20 protein-coding genes are annotated in these 18073 nt (G+C 48.8%); 6 read left to right on the forward strand and 14 right to left on the reverse strand.

Going from position 1 to position 18073, the window contains the following annotated elements:
* Positions 1 to 75: 75 nt before the first annotated feature.
* The 3 genes from QFX39_RS02010 to QFX39_RS02020 all read left to right on the forward strand — a co-directional run bounded on the left by QFX39_RS02010 (position 76) and on the right by QFX39_RS02020 (position 3332).
* Positions 76 to 1089, forward strand: coding sequence for a phosphorylating glyceraldehyde-3-phosphate dehydrogenase (locus tag QFX39_RS02010; RefSeq protein WP_300476963.1), 1014 nt, complete (start codon positions 76 to 78; stop codon positions 1087 to 1089).
* A gap of 42 nt (positions 1090 to 1131) precedes the next feature.
* The gene (locus QFX39_RS02015; RefSeq protein WP_300476966.1) at positions 1132 to 1959 is read left to right on the forward strand and encodes a deoxyribonuclease IV; all 828 of its coding nucleotides are present in this window, start codon (positions 1132 to 1134) and stop codon (positions 1957 to 1959) included.
* A gap of 257 nt (positions 1960 to 2216) precedes the next feature.
* Entirely contained in the window at positions 2217 to 3332 is a 1116-nt protein-coding gene (locus tag QFX39_RS02020; RefSeq protein ID WP_300476969.1) for an AAA family ATPase, read from the forward strand.
* A 115-nt stretch (positions 3333 to 3447) separates the two neighbouring features.
* On the opposite strand, the gene hemA is transcribed toward QFX39_RS02020, so the two are convergent.
* From hemA to QFX39_RS02090, 14 genes are all read right to left on the reverse strand, one after another.
* Positions 3448 to 4644 carry a glutamyl-tRNA reductase gene (gene hemA / locus QFX39_RS02025; RefSeq protein ID WP_300476971.1) on the reverse strand — a complete coding sequence of 399 codons (1197 nt, stop codon included), beginning with the start codon at positions 4642 to 4644 and terminating at the stop codon, positions 3448 to 3450.
* Entirely contained in the window at positions 4634 to 5251 is a 618-nt protein-coding gene (locus QFX39_RS02030; RefSeq protein WP_300476973.1) for a bifunctional precorrin-2 dehydrogenase/sirohydrochlorin ferrochelatase, read from the reverse strand. The genes hemA and QFX39_RS02030 overlap by 11 nt, the downstream gene beginning before the upstream one ends.
* An 11-nt stretch (positions 5252 to 5262) precedes the next feature.
* Positions 5263 to 5730 carry a methanogenesis marker 9 domain-containing protein gene (locus QFX39_RS02035; protein WP_300476976.1) on the reverse strand — a complete coding sequence of 156 codons (468 nt, stop codon included), beginning with the start codon at positions 5728 to 5730 and terminating at the stop codon, positions 5263 to 5265.
* Between the two features lie 133 nt (positions 5731 to 5863).
* The gene (gene atwA / locus QFX39_RS02040) at positions 5864 to 7456 is read right to left on the reverse strand and encodes a methyl coenzyme M reductase system, component A2 (protein WP_300476979.1); all 1593 of its coding nucleotides are present in this window, start codon (positions 7454 to 7456) and stop codon (positions 5864 to 5866) included.
* A 94-nt stretch (positions 7457 to 7550) separates the two neighbouring features.
* Positions 7551 to 8312 (reverse strand): MJ0144 family RNA dihydrouridine synthase-like protein, encoded by a 762-nt coding sequence (locus QFX39_RS02045; protein ID WP_367185374.1) that lies wholly within the window; start codon positions 8310 to 8312, stop codon positions 7551 to 7553.
* Positions 8313 to 8356: 44 nt separating this feature from the next.
* Complete coding sequence (locus QFX39_RS02050) at positions 8357 to 9106, reverse strand: GTP cyclohydrolase III (RefSeq protein WP_300476982.1); 750 nt, start codon at positions 9104 to 9106, stop codon at positions 8357 to 8359.
* Positions 9103 to 10008, reverse strand: a complete 906-nt coding sequence (gene cofD / locus QFX39_RS02055) for a 2-phospho-L-lactate transferase (RefSeq protein ID WP_300476985.1) — start codon at positions 10006 to 10008, stop codon at positions 9103 to 9105. The genes QFX39_RS02050 and cofD overlap by 4 nt, the downstream gene beginning before the upstream one ends.
* A gap of 8 nt (positions 10009 to 10016) precedes the next feature.
* Positions 10017 to 10775: a coenzyme F420-0:L-glutamate ligase gene (locus QFX39_RS02060; RefSeq protein ID WP_300476988.1), complete on the reverse strand. Its 759-nt coding sequence runs from the start codon at positions 10773 to 10775 to the stop codon at positions 10017 to 10019.
* Between the two features lie 14 nt (positions 10776 to 10789).
* The gene (purO, locus tag QFX39_RS02065) at positions 10790 to 11398 is read right to left on the reverse strand and encodes an IMP cyclohydrolase (RefSeq protein WP_300476991.1); all 609 of its coding nucleotides are present in this window, start codon (positions 11396 to 11398) and stop codon (positions 10790 to 10792) included.
* Between the two features lie 17 nt (positions 11399 to 11415).
* Positions 11416 to 11802 (reverse strand): biopolymer transporter ExbD, encoded by a 387-nt coding sequence (locus QFX39_RS02070; RefSeq protein WP_300476994.1) that lies wholly within the window; start codon positions 11800 to 11802, stop codon positions 11416 to 11418.
* Between the two features lie 4 nt (positions 11803 to 11806).
* A complete protein-coding gene (locus QFX39_RS02075) occupies positions 11807 to 12646 on the reverse strand; it encodes a MotA/TolQ/ExbB proton channel family protein (protein WP_013296203.1) in 840 nt (279 codons plus the stop codon).
* Positions 12647 to 12724: 78 nt separating this feature from the next.
* Positions 12725 to 13348, reverse strand: coding sequence for a ribonuclease HII (gene rnhB, locus QFX39_RS02080; protein ID WP_300477000.1), 624 nt, complete (start codon positions 13346 to 13348; stop codon positions 12725 to 12727).
* Between the two features lie 17 nt (positions 13349 to 13365).
* Positions 13366 to 14439 carry a rod shape-determining protein gene (locus tag QFX39_RS02085; RefSeq protein WP_013296205.1) on the reverse strand — a complete coding sequence of 358 codons (1074 nt, stop codon included), beginning with the start codon at positions 14437 to 14439 and terminating at the stop codon, positions 13366 to 13368.
* A 1-nt stretch (position 14440) separates the two neighbouring features.
* Positions 14441 to 15073: a hypothetical protein gene (locus QFX39_RS02090; protein WP_300477003.1), complete on the reverse strand. Its 633-nt coding sequence runs from the start codon at positions 15071 to 15073 to the stop codon at positions 14441 to 14443.
* Between the two features lie 267 nt (positions 15074 to 15340).
* On the opposite strand from QFX39_RS02090, the gene QFX39_RS02095 reads away from it, so the two are divergent.
* The 3 genes from QFX39_RS02095 to QFX39_RS02105 are packed head-to-tail and all read left to right on the forward strand — an operon-like array spanning position 15341 to position 18049.
* The gene (locus tag QFX39_RS02095) at positions 15341 to 16018 is read left to right on the forward strand and encodes an archaetidylserine decarboxylase (protein ID WP_300477005.1); all 678 of its coding nucleotides are present in this window, start codon (positions 15341 to 15343) and stop codon (positions 16016 to 16018) included.
* A gap of 44 nt (positions 16019 to 16062) precedes the next feature.
* Positions 16063 to 16746 carry an archaetidylserine synthase gene (locus QFX39_RS02100; protein WP_300477008.1) on the forward strand — a complete coding sequence of 228 codons (684 nt, stop codon included), beginning with the start codon at positions 16063 to 16065 and terminating at the stop codon, positions 16744 to 16746.
* Positions 16739 to 18049, forward strand: coding sequence for a DUF515 domain-containing protein (locus QFX39_RS02105; protein ID WP_300477011.1), 1311 nt, complete (start codon positions 16739 to 16741; stop codon positions 18047 to 18049). The genes QFX39_RS02100 and QFX39_RS02105 overlap by 8 nt, the downstream gene beginning before the upstream one ends.
* The last annotated feature ends 24 nt before the right edge of the window (positions 18050 to 18073 follow it).

Consider the following 18073-nt stretch of genomic DNA (forward strand, 5'->3'; position numbering starts at 1 on the left):
ATATCAGATCACACCTTTAAACTTAAGAGGTTCCTCTGGAAACAAAAGTTTTTCAGGGGATAGGAGGTTTCTTTAATGATATCTGTAGCCATTAACGGGTATGGGACAATAGGAAAGAGAGTCGCCGACGCTGTGGCTGCCCAGGACGACATGAAGGTCGTTGGTGTCAGCAAAACAAAACCTGATTTTGAGGCGAGGGTTGCAATTGAAAAGGGCTATGACCTCTATGTAAGCATCCCTGAACGTGAAAAGCTCTTTGATGATGCTGGAATCCCTGTGAGCGGTACCGTGGAGGACATGCTGGAGGAAGCAGACATCGTGGTTGATGCAACACCCGAGGGCATCGGTGCGAAGAATCTTGAACTGTACCGTGAAAAGGGGATAAAGGCCATATTCCAGGGTGGTGAAAAGCACGACGCCATTGGACTCTCATTCAACTCCTTCACAAACTACGAAGAGTCACTGGGGGCCGACTACACAAGGGTTGTTTCCTGCAACACCACTGGCCTCTGCAGGACCCTCAAACCAATAGATGACCTCTGCGGAATAAAGAAGGTGAGGGCAGTGATGGTCAGAAGGGGTGCTGACCCTGTACAGGTGAAAAAGGGTCCAATAAACGCCATTGTACCAAACCCCCCAACGGTCCCCTCACACCACGGACCCGACCTCAAAACCGTCATGAAGGGTGTCAACATCCACACAGTTGCACTCCTTGTCCCCACAACACTGATGCACCAGCACAACATAATGGTGGAACTGGAGAACCCTGTGGACGCCGATGAGATAAAAGCGAAGCTGGACGAGACAACCAGGGTCATGCTTGTAAGGGCCTCAGAGGGCCTTGCATCAACCGCAGAGATAATGGAGTACGCCAAGGAACTTGGAAGGTCAAGGAATGACCTCTTCGAGATACCTGTCTGGGAGGAATCCATAAATGTTGTCGAAGGGGAACTATTCTACATGCAGGCGGTCCACCAGGAATCCGATGCCGTCCCAGAGAGTGTGGATGCAGTAAGGGCCCTCCTTGAACTTGAAGAGGACAACATGAAGTCCATAATGAAGACCAACAGGGCCATGGGCATACTCTAAAAACCAATTTTTTTCTATTTAACCCTTTAACCGGGTGTTTTTTTGATAAGGGTTGGTCCTGCAGGGAACCCCGTGGGTTACCGTGGCAGTACAGTCAGTGTTTTCAGAAAGATCAGGGCCATGGGACTTGACGCCTATGAGTACCAGGCAACCTATGGTCTCAGGTTGAAAAAGGAAAACGCCCTTAAGATTGGTGAAAATTCAAGGAAGAATGATATACTCGTCTCAATGCACGGCCCATACTATATAAACCTTTCATCATCCAACGAGGAAACCATAAAGAAGTCAATTGACCGGCTCTTTGACTGTGCAGTTGCAGGGGAGTGGATGGGTGCCTACCGTATTGTATTCCACCCCGGCTTTTACGGTGCCCTGGGGAGGAGAAGGGCATTTGAGCTCTGCAGGAAGTCACTTGAAGAACTCATCTCAAGACTTGAAAGTGCCGGTATCAGGGACTTCACACTTGCACCTGAGACCACCGGTAAGAGGTCACAGGTGGGAAGTCTGGAGGAGATTATAAGATTCTCAGAGGAATTTGATAACGTCATGCCCACCGTGGACTTTGCACACATACATGCAAGGGGTGGTGGGTGCATAGGGGGCGCCAGTGATTACAGGAGAATACTTGAGGAAATTGAGGGAAGAGTAGGAGTAGAGCACCTCCACTGCCACTTCACAGGGATAGAGTACACAGATGAGGGAGAGAGAAAGCACCACACCCTATCCGAAGGCTTTGGCCCTCCTGTTGAGCCCCTCCTTGAGGTGCTGGTTGATGGTGGATGGGATGCCACCATAATCTCCGAGACACCCAGAAAGGATGATGATGCAAGGAGGATAAAGGCCCTCCTTGAGGAGTACCTCAGCAGGTGATGCTGGTCCAGAGAAATAAGTGTTCCGACTGTGTCAAAATCCACAACCCAAGTTTTTATATGGCTGCATGAAGTTTACCAGGGACCTAACGGAGGTTCCAGGGTTTCTTGAATTAACTGCATGGAGTGTACCGAAAGTATAGATCCGCGGAGTGTACCTAAAACTTTATACACCCCCATGCACAATTTACCTATGATGAGTTTATTTCTTGAGTATATCACAGTATCAGAACTTGTTTCTGAAGAACAGGTGATGTGGTGAAATTCAATAACATAGTCTATGACCCCCAGCTATCCGATAAAAAGTTTCCTGTGAAGGCCTCTGATCCTGAAAGGGAGGCGAAACTTGTTGTTCTCCAGCCGGTTGGATACCCCTTCGTATGCAACCTGATGGAGTCCCCAAGGATAGATGCCGTTAACAAGGAACTCTTTGAGATCTATGCAAGGGACCAGTGGGAGGGTTTCAGTGCAACTGAGGGTTCCTATCTATTTGACCAGAAACTGCTCCCTGACTATGCATTCAAGATAATAAGGGCCCACCCTGACGGTTCAAAGATAACCAGGAACACCTCCATTATACTGCTGGAGAACGAGAGGGAGGAGTTCCATGAGGTGAAAAGTGATATAACCATGGACGATGTTATCGGTCAGGAGGACGCCAAGATAAAGTGCAGGATAATCATGAGGTACCTTGAGGACCCGGACAGATTCATGGACTGGGCGCCCAGGAACGTCCTCTTCCATGGAAGCCCCGGTACAGGTAAGACAATGCTTGCAAAGTCCCTTGCAAATGAACTCAGGGTACCCCTCTACCTTATAAAGGCCACAAGCCTCATAGGTGAGCATGTGGGTGACGGTGCAAGGCAGATACATGAACTCTATGAACTGGCATCAAAAACTGCCCCATCCGTTATATTCATAGATGAGATGGACGCAATTGGCCTAGACCGGAGATTCCAGTCCCTCCGTGGGGACGTCTCAGAGGTGGTTAACGCACTCCTAACCGAGATGGATGGTATAAATCAGAACTGGGGTGTTGTAACCATAGGCGCGACCAATAACCCTGAACTTCTTGATAATGCCATAAGAAGCCGTTTTGAGGAGGAAATAGAGTTCAGGTTACCCGGAGATGATGAGAGGCGGATGATGCTTGAGAAATACATTGAGACCATGCCCCTGGATGTGGATTTCTCTGTGGACAAACTTGTTAAACTGACAAAGGGAATGTCCGGAAGGGACATAAAGGAGAGGGTGCTTAAAACAGCCCTCCACAGGGCACTGGCAGATGAAAGTCCAAGGGTGGAGCGTGAACACATAGAATATGCTCTTAAGGAGCGTGATCTGAAGGGCGAACCCAGGCACATGTTCGCCTGAATCCATTTTTTATTTATAGAATCCGTTTAAGCTTTGATTTTTCTGGTTAAAGAACTCTGTGAATACAAAAACCAGATTCTCTACAGTTGGAGATATCAGAACACATCCCAAAAACCTAAAGTTCCTCACAATCAAAGAGCTCAGAACACATCCTCAAGAACTCTTTATCATCCCTCTCTGCGGCATCCCTGATTTTGAGTGCGATATCATGGAATATCTTATCAACTATTGACCTTGTGAGACCCTCAACAACCCTCTCAGGGTCCTTGCTGTTTTCAATTTTCTTAATTGCCTTACCTGCCTCCCTCTGTCGGAGGGACTCCATGCGCCCCCTTATTTCAGCAAGAAGTGGCTCCACCTCCCTGTGCTTCATTGCCCTCAGGAGGAGTTCAAGTTCAGCCCTTACTATCCCCTCTGCCTCCCTTGCCTCGGCCTCCCTCCTCTTCCGGTTCTCCTCGGCCACGCCCCTGAGGTCATCGATTGTGAATAGCCTGACTCCAAGTTCCCTCACGGATTCCTCTATATCCCTTGGGTTGGCTATGTCCACCATCACAATGCTGGACCTCCTTTCAGGGGGCACCGCCTCCATGACACGCTCACGGGTGAGTATGTAGTGTGGTGAGCCTGTGGCACTTATAACAACATCTGCATCCCTGAGGGCCCTGTTGAGCCTGTCGAAGTGTATTGCATCACCACCGAGTTCGCATGCAAGCTGGTAGGCCCTCTCATATGTTCTGTTTGCCACCATTATTGCCTTGAGGTGTTTTTCGGCGAGGGCGCGGGCAACCAGTGTCCCCATTTTACCTGCCCCTATAACAAGGACATTCTTGCATTTGAGGTCTCCGTGTATTGACTCTGCAAGATCAACGGCAGCTGATCCTATTGAGACGGAACCCCTGTTTATCTTGGTCTTCCGCCTCACGGTCTGTCCCACATGGACCGCCTTGGTGAACACCATATCAAGGAGGGGCCCACAGGTACCCTCACGTAGGGCCTGTAGCCTTGCAGCCTTTATCTGTCCAAGTATCTGGTCCTCCCCGATTATCATGGACTCAAGGCCTGAAGCCAGCCTCAGAAGGTGCAGAAGGGCATCATCATCTTTTTCAACTGTAAATCCGTTAAAATCAAATTCAGGTGGAACCCATGTGAGATGAAGGTAGTACTCAACCCTGTTGCAGGTCACGAGGGGCACCTTCTCGTTAACGGCTCCAAGGGCCTCAAGTTCACCTACAATCTCCTCTATTCTGCCTGATGCTGTCTCCATTGTCTTCACATCAGAGGTCTTGTGGTCAAGCCTTATGTTAAGAATCACCTGAAGGCCCCCTATCCATGATTATGTCCCGCGCCCTCCTTATGGCACCCTCCAGGTCGCCGGCTTCAAGTTTTTCATGTACCCTTTTATCCTCTGAGATCTCATAGAGAATTCTGCGCCTCTTTCTGTGATCCGGAACCTCTTCCATGAGCACGCGACGGGATACATCCTGAACCTCAATCATTAGTATATCCTCTGGTTTTATGGCCTCCTGGATCCTCCTGCGGAGGTATTTTGCCATCAGTGGACTCTTTTTTCCTGTGAATACTGAGATTGAAACATCCGCTATTTTGAATGTCGATGGAACAACCACGTTACCCCTTGATGGGTCATCTGCCCGGTTAAGGAGTTTACCCCCTGCAAGTTCAGTTACCCTTTCATTGAGGCTTCTATCGGGACTTGCGGCAACTATGAGGTCTGCCTTCTTAACCCACTCCCCGAGTTTTTCCTCGGCTATTGAAACAGCGCCTTCAACTTCCTGTCCAAGAACCGCAACCTCTGCACCGGCCTCGATGAACCTCATCGCCCTTCTTCTTCCAACTTCACCTGAACCCACCACCAGTACCCTCTTACCTTGCATGTCAATGTAGAGGGGTGTGAGGGACATTTTACCATCCGTCAGAGGGATTTCATTCTGAGTATCTTCATGGCTGTTCTGAGGTCATTATCTGCCTCGACAAGGGCCTCCCTGGCCTCCTCAATGGATACCTCAAAGGCTTCTGCCAGGGCCTTCACACTGTCGGTGTCAGGTTTAGAGGTACCCACAAGTTCCTCTGAGAGCCTCTTTTTGAGTTCCATGTACTCCTCGGTTGTCATGTTGATCCTCTTCATGGCCATGTCCCTGAGTGGACAGGGCTTTGAGGGCTTGCAGCACCAGACAAGTGAACCGAAGCATGTCCCCTGGCCCTCGCCGAGCCTCGTATTTCTTGCGAATGACTCCTTGATTTCAATGTAATCCTGTGGTGTCAGTCCCGCCTCCTCGAGTGCTATCATTATTGGGCAGGGCTTCACCGGTGGGCAGCAGAATGTAAGCGCCCTTTTATCACCACCCCTGCAGACATGGGATGGTGCGTCGCTCCATACCAAACACAGTCCTCCTTTATTAATTATGTTTATTCTGTTAATAATAATTCGTTACATTGTGGCTGAAATATACCACTTAATGCCTTTAACAGCTTTTTTGATAAATAAATTGTGGTTTTGCAGATAATAAAGGGGGTTATTCCCTGAGCATCCCCCTCTTCTCATCGGGTGTGAGGTCCCCGACGATTGACTCAGGTTCACCTGTCTTGAGGATCCTGCCCCCCCTCATGAGGGATGCCCTGTCACAGACATCAAGCACGAAGTCCATGTCATGTGAAATTATCAGGAAGGTCTGATTCAGCTCCTCCCTTGCCTTAAGTATTGAATCTGTAACCTGCACCCTGGTTATGGGGTCCATGGTACCTGTGGGCTCATCAAGAATTATTATCCTTGGCTCCCTGATGAGGACCTGGGCAAGGGCAACCCTGTGTCTCTCACCACCTGAGAGCTCATCGGGGTACTTGCCAAGGAGGTTCTCTGCGTACTCCTCATCAAAGCCCACGGCCTTGAGGACATAGATTGCCTTCATCCTGGCAAATTCAGCCGGGAGTTCAAGGCTGATTGCCTCTGTGAGGTTACCCAGCACATCCCTGTGGGGGTATAGGCTGTACTCCTGGTGGAGTATCCCAAGGTAGGGTGTTACACGGCCACGGCCAAGGGGTCCCTTCTCGGTCATGTCTATCCATTCATCACCCAGCCTCACGCAGACCTTCCCGCTGCTTGGCTCGGTTATTCCAATTATTATCCTTGAGAGAGTCGTCTTACCGGCCCCGCTGAGCCCCACTACACCAAAGATTTCCCCCTCATAGACTGTGAGGTCAACACCGTCAACAGCCTTTACAACACCCCTGTCAATGGAGTAGTAGTGCTTCTTAACATCAACCATCTTTATGATGGGGGTTTCCCTTTCAAACTCCTTCACCTTCTCAGGTGCGGGCACCTGATCCATGAAACTGGCAACAACGTCATCAGGGTCTCCCTCCTCAATTATTTCACCCTTCTCAATCCATATGGCATAATCAGAGAGGTCCCTCATGACCTCAGGCCAGTGGGAGGTTATGATCATGGTTATTCCCTTATCCTTGACACCTTCAAGGAGGGCGTCGTGTATGAGCTCCGCTGTCTGGGGGTCGAGGGTACCGGTTGGCTCATCAGCCAGGAAAACCATTGGCTCCTTGGCCAGTTGCCTTGCAAGGACAACCCTCTGCTTTTCACCACCACTGAGATCCCTTGCAATGTGGGTTATCCTGTGGCTCATCTGAACCATTTCAAGGAGGTCAAGGGCATGGTAGAGGGCCGTTTCATATTCAACATCAGGCATTGACTTTATGACGTTATCGATTACCGTGTCGTCCTCATAGAGGGCGAATGTCCTCTGGAGCATTATGGCTATTCTTCTCCTGACGGCGGCGAAGGTCTTCTTGTCACAGTTCCAGAAGTCCACCTCCCTGAGTGAAAATTTTGAGCCGCACCCGCATAACTTACCCTCAAAGGAGGGGGGTTCAACCCTGAGGCATTCAGGGCAGATTGCCACGTTGTAGATGACACGGCCAGAGTCTGGCCTGTATTCCTTCATACCCCTCAGCATGTTTATGAGAACAGATTTTCCTGCCCCACTTCTTCCCAGTATCCCCAGGACCTTGCCCTCATCGATTTCAACGCTGATGTTTTTTAGAACCTCAACACCCTTAAACTTCTTTGTGACATTTTCCAGCTTTATGAAAGACATGTGCTCACCCTCAGTTGCTAAAATTAACGTTACCAGTGAAAGATGAATCTGTATTATTCTTTTGATAAAGGGACTATTAAAATTTTCTAAATTTTTAGTCCAGATTAAATCTGATTTCCCTGAGATTGAAGTCTATCCTGCCAGGCATTGCAGCTCTTGCAATTGATACCGCATCTGCACCTGCAGCAAGCATTGCATCGGCGGATTCAAGGTCTCTCACAGAATTGTTACCTATTAGGACCGCATTCTTTAAGCTCTGTGAAACTTCACCCACAAGTTCAAGGTCGGCCCTATCCTCACCGGGCTTCATGGCGTCCAGGTGAATGTAGCCTACCCCAAGGTCATCAAGCATTTCTGTAATTGCAACCGTATCAACTCCAGGCACATTTCCCCGTATCTTGACAGAGACCTCTGCATTGGCACCCTTCACGACCTCAGATGTGAAGTCCTCAAGAAACTCAGGGTAATGGAGCATCGCCTGTCCGGCACCCAGGGATGTTATCTCTGGCTGTCTGCAGTGTGCATTTATCTCAACAATATCCACTTCCCTGATGGATGATATCTGCATGATGGGTTCAGGGTAAAGGGCCCTGAGGTTCACAGAGACCAGCACCTCAAAACTGTCCTTTATCCTTGATGCCTCAGATTCTACTATGGATTTAAGTTCAGAAGAGTCAAAATCAAATTCAGGTCTGCCCCTCCCGGCTATTAGCCTTCCAGCCCTGGATGTTTCCTCATCTGCATTGTAGCCGCCCAGTGTAACAGCATCGAAACCATAGGGGATAAGTTTCAGGCAGAATTCTGCATCGGTTATACCTGCCATTGGGGCCAGGACAATTATGCTATCAGCAACCATGGGTTTTTGGTTAGAAAATCTTGATAATGCAGGACCTCATCCAGCTATTCCTTCATCACATGGACCAGGTCATATGTGAAGCCGCCCCTTATCTCCTCGAGGGCCAGGTCTGCCAGGTTAGCGGCCTTCTCAGCTGTTGGTGCCTTTCCGATACCCGCCTTGAGTGCAACGTTTATCTCGTCATCTATCTCATTGAGTATGCGAAGCAGACCCTGCGGTTCAAGGCCATTGCAGGGTGACATGAAGTTATCCCCGCCTATGAAGAATAGAAGGGCGCCCTCCTTTATGAGTTTCTTCATCAGGAAGTGCTGGACCCTGTTAACAATGAATGATGTGTCATAGGCCGGCACAATGTCGGTCATGGTCTCTGTGATGCCATTTATATCAATATGCGCAATCTGCACATGGCCCTCTTCCACAAGACCATCTATGGCAAGGACCTCCTTTCTTTCCTCTGACTGGGCTCCCCCATGGCTCTGAAGAGCCCTTGAAGCATTTCTCTGGGCATCATAGGGTGTCTCAGCGGCCCCCACGCCCATGCTCACGGTTATGGGGTAACGGTTACCTATGGACCTCTGTATCCTTCTGTGGTCCTCCACCCCTATACCATTGGTGATGGCGAGCATATTATCGAATCTTGTGAAAAAAACAAGTCCCTGACGGGCAGCAAACTGGCGCTGAAGGTCAGCGTAAAGTTCTGCCTGGAGTATCTGAAGATCAGCCTCATTACGTGGGGCTGGTGTCACTGTCCATGGCCCATAATTGTCTATCTGAATTAAGGTCATCTGTATCATAATATTTCACCCAAAAGTATTCTGGCCAACATTATTTTATCCCCTGTGTTTTCCATGATGGTCTTTGTTATCGTTACCTCTTTTATTAGTTTTTCTATTTCCGTCTTGAGGTTTGAGTCGGCCTCATCAATCACCAGCATGTCAAGAAAATCACTGTACATCTCTGCAAGGCCGAGACTTGAGGCCTCATAGCCTTTAGCTTCCATGAATTTCCCGGCGGGCCCGCTGAATGGTCTCCTGCCTATAAATGGTGATACTGCAGATACCTCTGCATCTCTGAGGGCATCCCTAACACCCTCTGTTTTGAGGATGGGCCCTACGGATGTCACAGGATTGGATGGTCCCACTATGACCCTTTCGGCAGATTCAATCGCCTCTAAAACCCCAGGTGCCGGTTTAACCCTGCTGAACTGAACATCCAGGACCTCGGGCTCTGACCTCCTCTCCACAAGAAACTCGTGGAATCCCATCTCACCCTCATCTGTAATTATCCTGATATCGGATTCCTGGTTGCTCATGGGGATAACCCTTGATTCCACACCAAGGGCCCTGCACTGGTGTTCCACAACCCTGTGGAGTGGCATGTCCCTTAAAAGGAGGGTTTTCTGTATCTTGAATGCCCGGTCAAGGTCGCCTATCCTCAGGAGCTCCGGGCATCCAAGTTCACCAAGCCTCTCATGGGTTATGAATGTGTCATCCCGGACCCCATACCAGGTCTCCTCGTTTATTATCCCTGCAAGGGTGTAAATAACTGTGTCGATGTCAGGTGCGACATATACTCCAGAAAAATAGTCATTCTCAACCGTATTAACTATCACCGTAACCTCAGAGGGGTCCACAACCCTCACAATGCCCTGCAGGAGTTTCGGTGTGCCTGTACCCCCAGAGAGGACTGTTATCATTGAACCACCTAATCCCTGAAGACGTCAAGTTCCCGGGGCCTTAAGAGTTCCCTTGCGCTGCCAGTGGCGCGGAGGTGCCCCCATGGGTAACCCCTTACTATGACGGCGGGTACGCCCTCATCTGCCTGTCCCATCACAAGGGAGGCTGCGGCTGCCAGTTCATCTGCAACCGCCACCCTGGTTGTCTGGAGGCTCCTGCCATAAAGGTCCAGTTCACCCTTCCGATCCCACACCGGTGAAATACCGGCAACTCCAACTGCAACACCGACAGCCCCCTCCCTGAAGGGCCTTCCCTGTGTATCGGAGATTATGACAGCTATTTCCCTCCCTGTGAGTTCATGAAGACCCTCAAGTATCCTTCTGGCGCTTCTGTCAGGGTCCTCTGGGAGTGGGGTTGCCAGTCCATCCTCAACATTTGACTCGTCAATACCTGCATTGGCGCATACAAAGCCGTGCCGGGTTTCGGATACTATGAAGTCATGGCCAACCTTCAGTATCTCACTGGACTCCTCAAGGATTGCCTCAACTAGTCTGGGGTCCTTACCTGTCCTTGATGCTATTTCAAGTGCCTTTCTGGATGGTTCAATCCTCCTGAGGTCAACGGTGTTTCCTTCTGCCTTTGCCACCAGTGTTTCAGCGATTACCAGTATGTCACCATCAAGGAGTTCCATGTTTGAGGACTTCACTGCGTCCACTATGAGGGCTGCTATGTCATCACCCTCTGAGACAAGTGGTAGGCCCTCCACTCCAGTTAGGGTTATCTGCATTTAAGCACCGGACTTCATTTTTCTCCCGTAGCCAGCTTCCAGCCGTCTCCTCTGTTGAATGCTGCTGCCGAGGTAACAGGGTGTGTGAATGTTGCAAAATCTCCTCCACCCAGTATGAACTCTGCCGCCTCCTCTGCATTTCCGGCTTCAAAGGTGGTTTCTGCTGGTTCTGTCTGCTCATAGGTTGAGATGTACATTGAAACGCCTTCAGGGACCCTTCTGATGTTTATCCCATCCTCTGTAACTATTCCTATGAATGCATCCGAGTCATTGATTGCCGCTGCGATTCGTGGGGTGTTTAGTTCATCCTTCTCATAGTCCATTGTAAGGAGGGAGAAGCCCAGGGCGTCCTTCAGGTTCATCCCGAGGGATATCTTATCTGCAATGGTATCGGTATGGGAACCGTTGGATACAACCGCAGTCCCATCAACTATCCTTATACAGTTGTATGCTATGTAGGGGTTTTTGAATACGTCACCCTCACAGCCCTCAACTGGTACAATCGCAACCCTTTCCTCAAGGAGCCTTGCAGTCCTGTTTGGGAAGGATCTGCTGGAGACCCTGTACGCCACGAAGGATCCGCTGCTGTTTCTCCCAACTGCCAGTATTCTTCCAAGATACATCAAATCACCTGCACAAATTATGACGGTGTTTTAACCGCCCTATCGACCGGGAGGTCTGGTGGTGCTGTTATGATTATTGCCCCCTCCCTGGGCCTTATTATTATTTCACCCTCATCTATGACCCGGGTGTGGACTGCCACCGCACTGTTCTTTATGTGGCTGGACATGTCAATGCCATTAACCGTTACCCGCCTCAGGCCTGCGACAGGTATTAGGTAGTACTCTGATGGCCCGGTGTTTTCACTTATCTGGGGCTTTCCTGATGCCTCACCTGCCCCCCCTGAAAAGGTGGTTGTCACCACAAGGAAAATCAGTATTGTGAACAGTATATCAATGAATGGGACCATGTTGAACCTTGGCCTCCCATGAACCTTGTTCCTGTACCTCTCTGTATCCAGGACCATTTTATCACTGCCGCAGCTTACTTTCAATTATCTCGGCGCTCTTACCGCACCTTTCAAGTATTATGTTGTTTATGCTCTTCTCAAGCATGCTGGGCTTGAATGCCACCACAAGGTTTGCCTCAGGGTCATCAACCGTCCTCACGCTGACAACACCATCTGACTCCATGAGGGCCTCGACCACATCATCAACATCTCCATCGACCCTTATCCTCATGATGGCGTACCCCCAGTTTGTCATCTTCTTTATGAGTTCAATCTTGTCTATCTCATCGTCTATCCTGCCTGTTATGTAGGAGTAGAGGGGCATGAGGATTATGGCAACTGCCAGTCCAAGTATTGTGGTTATCAGTGCAACATAGATTCCCTCAGCCATTGCAGCGGGGTCAGCGTTAACACCGAGGGCCCTGAATGTGTACCATATCCCTATGACGGTCCCTATAAGACCCAGCATGGGGGCGACCTCTATTATTGTCCTTAGCGTCCCAAGACCCTTGGTCATGTTGCTCATCTCAACAATGAAAACACGCTCCATTGCATCCTCAACCTCTGAACGGTTCCTGTAGCCTATCTTGAGGGCCTCTGATATTATCTTTGATACTGGATTCTGGTACTGCCCTATCTCCCTGAGTGCCTCAAGTGCTCCGCCCTTCTCCATGGATTCATTGACCTTACCTATTATCTGGGGTGTGCTAACACGTGAAATCTTTCTTAGGTAGTGTATCTTCTCAATGGACGTGATAAAACCATAGACACCTGTGATTGCTATTATGTATGTTATTACACCGCCGCTGCGGAACATTTCAAGTACTGTGCCAAAGAAGTTGAAAACTGGTTCGAGAAACATTTTTCTGCCTCACCTGATGGGTATTTACCGGAGAGGATATATTTAAAAATAGTGGTCTGGCTGTATTAAATGATTAAATCAGTTTTTCCTCCTCTTCTGGACAGTGGCCCATGACTTCCTCACAAAGTCCGGGAGTTCATCGTAACGGAATGATTCCAGAAAAGCCCTGGTGCGTGGGTCGCTGGGATAACCGGAACCCATGTCCCCCAGTTTTCTGTTCAGCTTCTGTATCCTCTCTATTTCAAGGTCCCTTTCAACCTTGGCGATTATTGAAGCCGCTGCAACTGGGTAATACTTTGCATCTGCACCGTGCTCCGCCTTCACCTCGATGTCCCCGAAGTGGGACCTTATCTCCTCCGCCAGCCTCTCCGGTTTAACGTCCACAGAATCTATGATGACAGATTCCGGCTGTGCTTCGGCTATTATCCTCTTTATTGCTATCTTCTCTATCTCATTGAGGTTAAAGCCCTTCTCACGCATCCTGTCAATATCCGATGCAGATATCTTAACCGTGAACACCCTTGAGATCCTTCTTATCTTTCGGGCGAGAAATTTTCTCCTCTCGGGTGTGAGCTTCTTTGAGTCCCTTATACCCATTTTCCTGAGTATCGAGAACTTCCTCTCAGGGATCATGACACCCGCCACGACAAGGGGACCTATTACAGGACCCCTTCCCGCCTCATCAATTCCAAGAACCTTCATCAGATCAGAAAAAATAATTATTTCATTGCCTTGAGCCTTACCTCAGGTTCAAGTGCCCTCGGCTCTGCAGCAACTATTGCGGCTCCCTTGGCAACCACTGTCATGGGGTCATCTGATATCTCGGCAGGAATGCCAACCTCGTCCAGTATCCTCTCCCTGAGACCCCTGAGCTGTGAGGTTCCACCCACAACAACCGTCTTGTTGTAGACCCCTGAGATGAGTTCAGGTGAGAGCCTTTCAAGTACCGCTGCTATGGAGTCCACTATACCCTTTACAACGGGCTCAGCAGCCTCTGCAACCATTTCAGAGTCAATTTCAACCTTTTTAGGTTTGTTTGTCTCCATGCATTTACCTATAACCACCGTTTTTAGGTTTTCAAGATCCTCCTTACACTTGACCATCCCAACCTCTATCTTTGCCTTCTCTGCCTCATGGATGCCTATCTCAACATTGTACTTCTCCTTCACCAGTTCAACAAGGTTGGTGTCAATATCATCCCCGCCGACCCGGATTGTCTCAATGTCGGTTATGCCTCCAAGGGATATCACGACAATGTCACTTGAACCGGCCCCTATGTCAACAACCATGGTCCCTGATGCCTCTGCTATGGGCAGCCCGGCCCCTATGGCGGCTGCAAGGCCCTCACTTATAACCAGGACATAATTTGCCCCGGCCTTCCTTCCTATTTCCTCAACAGCGTTTCTTTCAACCTCTGAGGCATCCCCGGGTATACCTATAACTATCCTGTCAATGGACTCAGAATCTCCCGCCCCCATCTCCATTGCATATACAAGGAGGGCCTCTGCCTGTGCAACGCTCTCAATAACACCCTTCCTCAGTGGTCTCACAGCGATTATGTCCTCAGGTGTTCTTCCCAGCATCATCTTTGCCTCTTCACCCACTGCAAGGACATATGATGGGTCCTCCTTCTTGACGGCCACCACAGAGGGAATCTTGTAGATATCAAATTTATCCCCTGCTGGTTTGGCAACCACGGTGTTGAGGGTACCCAGGTCTATTCCGAGTGTATTGGTGATTGCACTCTTCCTTTCCGGTTTCTCTTCAGATTTTTTCTTTCCAAATGAAAACATGCTACTCCTCCTTAAATATGTCTCTAAAGTCAACTGCAAATATGTTGTTGCGGGATGCTATCTCATTTATCCTCTCAACATCCCCTGCTTCATGAACAGATATCAGCAGTGTTACCAGGACAACGTCTGTAACCTTGAAGAGGGGATCGATTATATTCCTTATAAATGCCGGGAGCCTCTCTGTAAGGTAGACGTCTGTTTCTATAAATCCGCTTGTTCTGTCCTCAAGGATGAATGAAAAACCTATTTTATTCTTCTCGGCCTCCCCTGCAAATCTTTTCATGTAGTTTTCAGGGGCCACCAGAAGCACAAGGTTGGGTTCGTTCTCAACGTAATATGGGGCTATTTTTATATAGGCCCCTCCCTTTTCCTTGCAGATAAGTGAAAGATCTCTTATTTTGTTGCTTTCGCCATAAAGCATTATTAAATCAAAGCGTTTTCTTAAAAAGGAATCCTTGATGGTAACGTGTTCCCTGAAGAGTATCTTTACAAGATCCCTGGATGTGATTGCCTCATATGCCACAGAGTTGACCATCTCCTCATTACCTGCAATCACACACCACAGCCTATCTGAACTCTGGGCCGTTGAAACCTGCGCTGCCTTTCTGAGAACCTTTATTTTACTCTCTATCATCACCATCACATCTACTCTAAAAGGAACTTAAAAGAAAGTTCCCCCGCTCCAGAGGAAAACACATGCATATCAATCACAGATTACATTTAATCTTCAGCACATGACTATATATATGTTTCACTAATATTATTCAACATTCAGTGAGGTGCTGATTTCCTGAAAGACTGCAGTCACAGGAGGTCCATTAAAGGCGCTGATGAGTGAAAACCAGAGTGTTACTCTCTAGGTTCTTCATGTGCCTCTACAACATTATACTAGGTGAATCGTGTGTTTGTGAAGGGAGTTGCAAAAAGGGCCAGTTTCCTCATAAGTGTGGCCACCATACCATTTCTTCTGGGCTACCACGCTGTCAGTATACTCATGTTCACCCTCATAGCCTTCATGATGCAGTTCTTCAGGGACCCTGAAAGGAATATCCCCTCTGAAGATAACCTCATCGTCGCCCCCGCAGATGGAAGGCGCTTATCTGGTGGTATAGACCGCATAAAGAGGGTTGGGTCAGATTACCCCCTTATTGACAGGATATTCCCCGATAGTGAGGCGGGTATTCTCATAAGCACCTTCATGTCGCCATTTGATGTCCATGTTAACCGGTCACCAGTATCAGGGAGGGTGATATACACGGAGCACCTTGACGGCAAATTCAGGATTGCACGTTCACGTGTCCTCACCGAAAATGAAAGGAACCTGATCGTGATAGAAACAGAGCATGGTAATGTTGGGGTGGTGCAGATAGCAGGGTTCATTGCAAGGAGGATCGTTCAGTACGTCAATGAGGGGGACCATGTTGAGAGGGGGGGCCGTATAGGTATGATAAGGTTCGGCTCAAGGGTCGACCTCATACTGCCAGAAAACTGTGAGGTGCTTGTGAAGACAGGTTCAAAACCAGTTGCCGGGGAGACCGTGCTCGCAAGGTTCATAGAAAATGAGGCTGACCACAATTAATACTTAATTAGTCAGACACAATATACATACTGCAGGTGGCGCTGATGAATAACAAGAAAATAACATCCTTCATATCATTACCTGATCTTTTATCGATTTTAAATGCCTCATCAGGCTATTTTTCCATTTTAATGTCCATTCAGGGGGCATTTAGTGCTGCATCTATTCTTATGCTCTTGGCTGTCATTTTCGATTCGCTTGATGGGTGGGTCGCACGTCAAACTGGTAGAGTTGATATTCATGGATTTGGCAAAAACATGGACTCCCTTTCGGATGTAATCTCATTTGGTGTTGCCCCAGCCATCCTTATCTACCTAACAAGTGCCGATTTTCGATATATTAATATATTAGTAGGTCTCTTAATAGTAATATGTGGCATACTGAGACTCTCAAGGTTCAATGTTCTCACAGGGGGTGGGAAGAACTTCACGGGACTTCCAATACCCGTGGCGGCGGTTGTTGTATCATCATTTTATCTCACAGGATTCTACAGTGAGAAGGTTGTAGGGGCCCTGATGCTAGCTGTCAGTATCCTCATGGTCAGCAGCATCGAATACTCGCGTGTGGGGAATAGAATGGCCCCTGTTGCCTTCATGCTCATAATGGCAACAATTTTAACAGGCATAATTGGAATGGCCGCTGCTCCAGCAGCTATCATGCTTTTCATGGCCACTGTGGCATACATTGCAGTGCCTATAACACCAATGAGACGTGATCTGAATGCTTGATAAGATTAAAGGTAATGACAGGGAGAAAAAGAATAATCCTCCTGATCTCCGGAAGAACAACAGAAAAGATGACTCGAAAATTGGGGATAAACTCAAGGGACTTGTGGGTAAATTCAGTGGCGGTGAGGGCTCAGATAAGAAAAAACCCAGGCCCATGCCAAAACCCAAGCCCCGGCTGAAATCCCCTGAAAAGCCAAAGGCCAGGAAAACCCCTGAAAAACCTCTCAAGGGTGGTGAAAAGCCTAAACCCAGACTTACACCACCACCCAAGCGACCTGGAGGTCCATCGGGAGGTATAGGTCGAAAAATCCCGGACGAAGATCAGAAAACCCTTGTTGGCGCCCTCGTATTTGGTGTTATTCTCATGGTCCTAGCTGGTGCAGGCTATTACTTCCTGGTCTACCAGCCATACCAGGAGGTGCTGCAGAACGCCAAGGCCACAAAGATCGCTGAGGTGGACGCACTCTTCAAGGGTCCCCTTGCAACCGATCCCCAGAAGCAGGCCATCCTTGCACAGATAGATGCCGCTGTTACACCAGAGGAGGCCCTGGCGGTTGACGTTGTGGGTCCCGCAACACAGTCATGGCGTACCTATCAGAACCAGCAGATAAATATAAAGAAGGACCGTGTCGGCAGGGTTATGGTTAATTACACGGATAACGGCCAGGAGAAGCGTGTGATAATGAAGGTGGCTGATGCAAAGAAATTTGTGAGTCAGGCCGATGCGACCGTGCTTGCAAATACGCAGATCCAGACCCCTGATACCGTTGCTGTGCCAATAATGATCACAAGACTGCAGGCTGCAGGCGGCCTTATAAGTGTCGGTAACATGGTCGACGTCTACCTCAACCAGAACGCCACCGAGAACAATACATCATCTGCAGCATCAACTCCAAGGATAAGCGGGGCGACTGTACTTGCGATTCTCAGATCCAGGGACAGTGGAACAGTTGACGCACGCATACTAAACACTCAGAGGTTAACACTAAACACAATAACCTCTCAGAGTGAGAATGAGAGGACATCATCAACAGATGTGGAGCAACTCCTGCGGGCGGCTGCCTCAGGTGGTCTGAATGAAGCCGAGATCAATGCTATACTCCAGAACTACGGTATAAGACTATCCAACTATGAGAGGTCAACAAATCTGGGGGAGCTTGATGCCAACTACCTCATAATACTCGAGGTCCCAAGGGAGGATGTCCTCTTCCTGATACAGAACATGAACAGCATCGTTCTGACCGTGCCAACACAGAACGCCCCTGACTGGATGATAAGGGAGCTGCAGAGCATATACGGCTGACTAAGCCGAAAAATTTATTAAATT

Origin of the sequence: Methanothermobacter sp. (assembly GCF_030055425.1) — an archaeon.
Lineage (GTDB): Archaea > Methanobacteriota > Methanobacteria > Methanobacteriales > Methanothermobacteraceae > Methanothermobacter.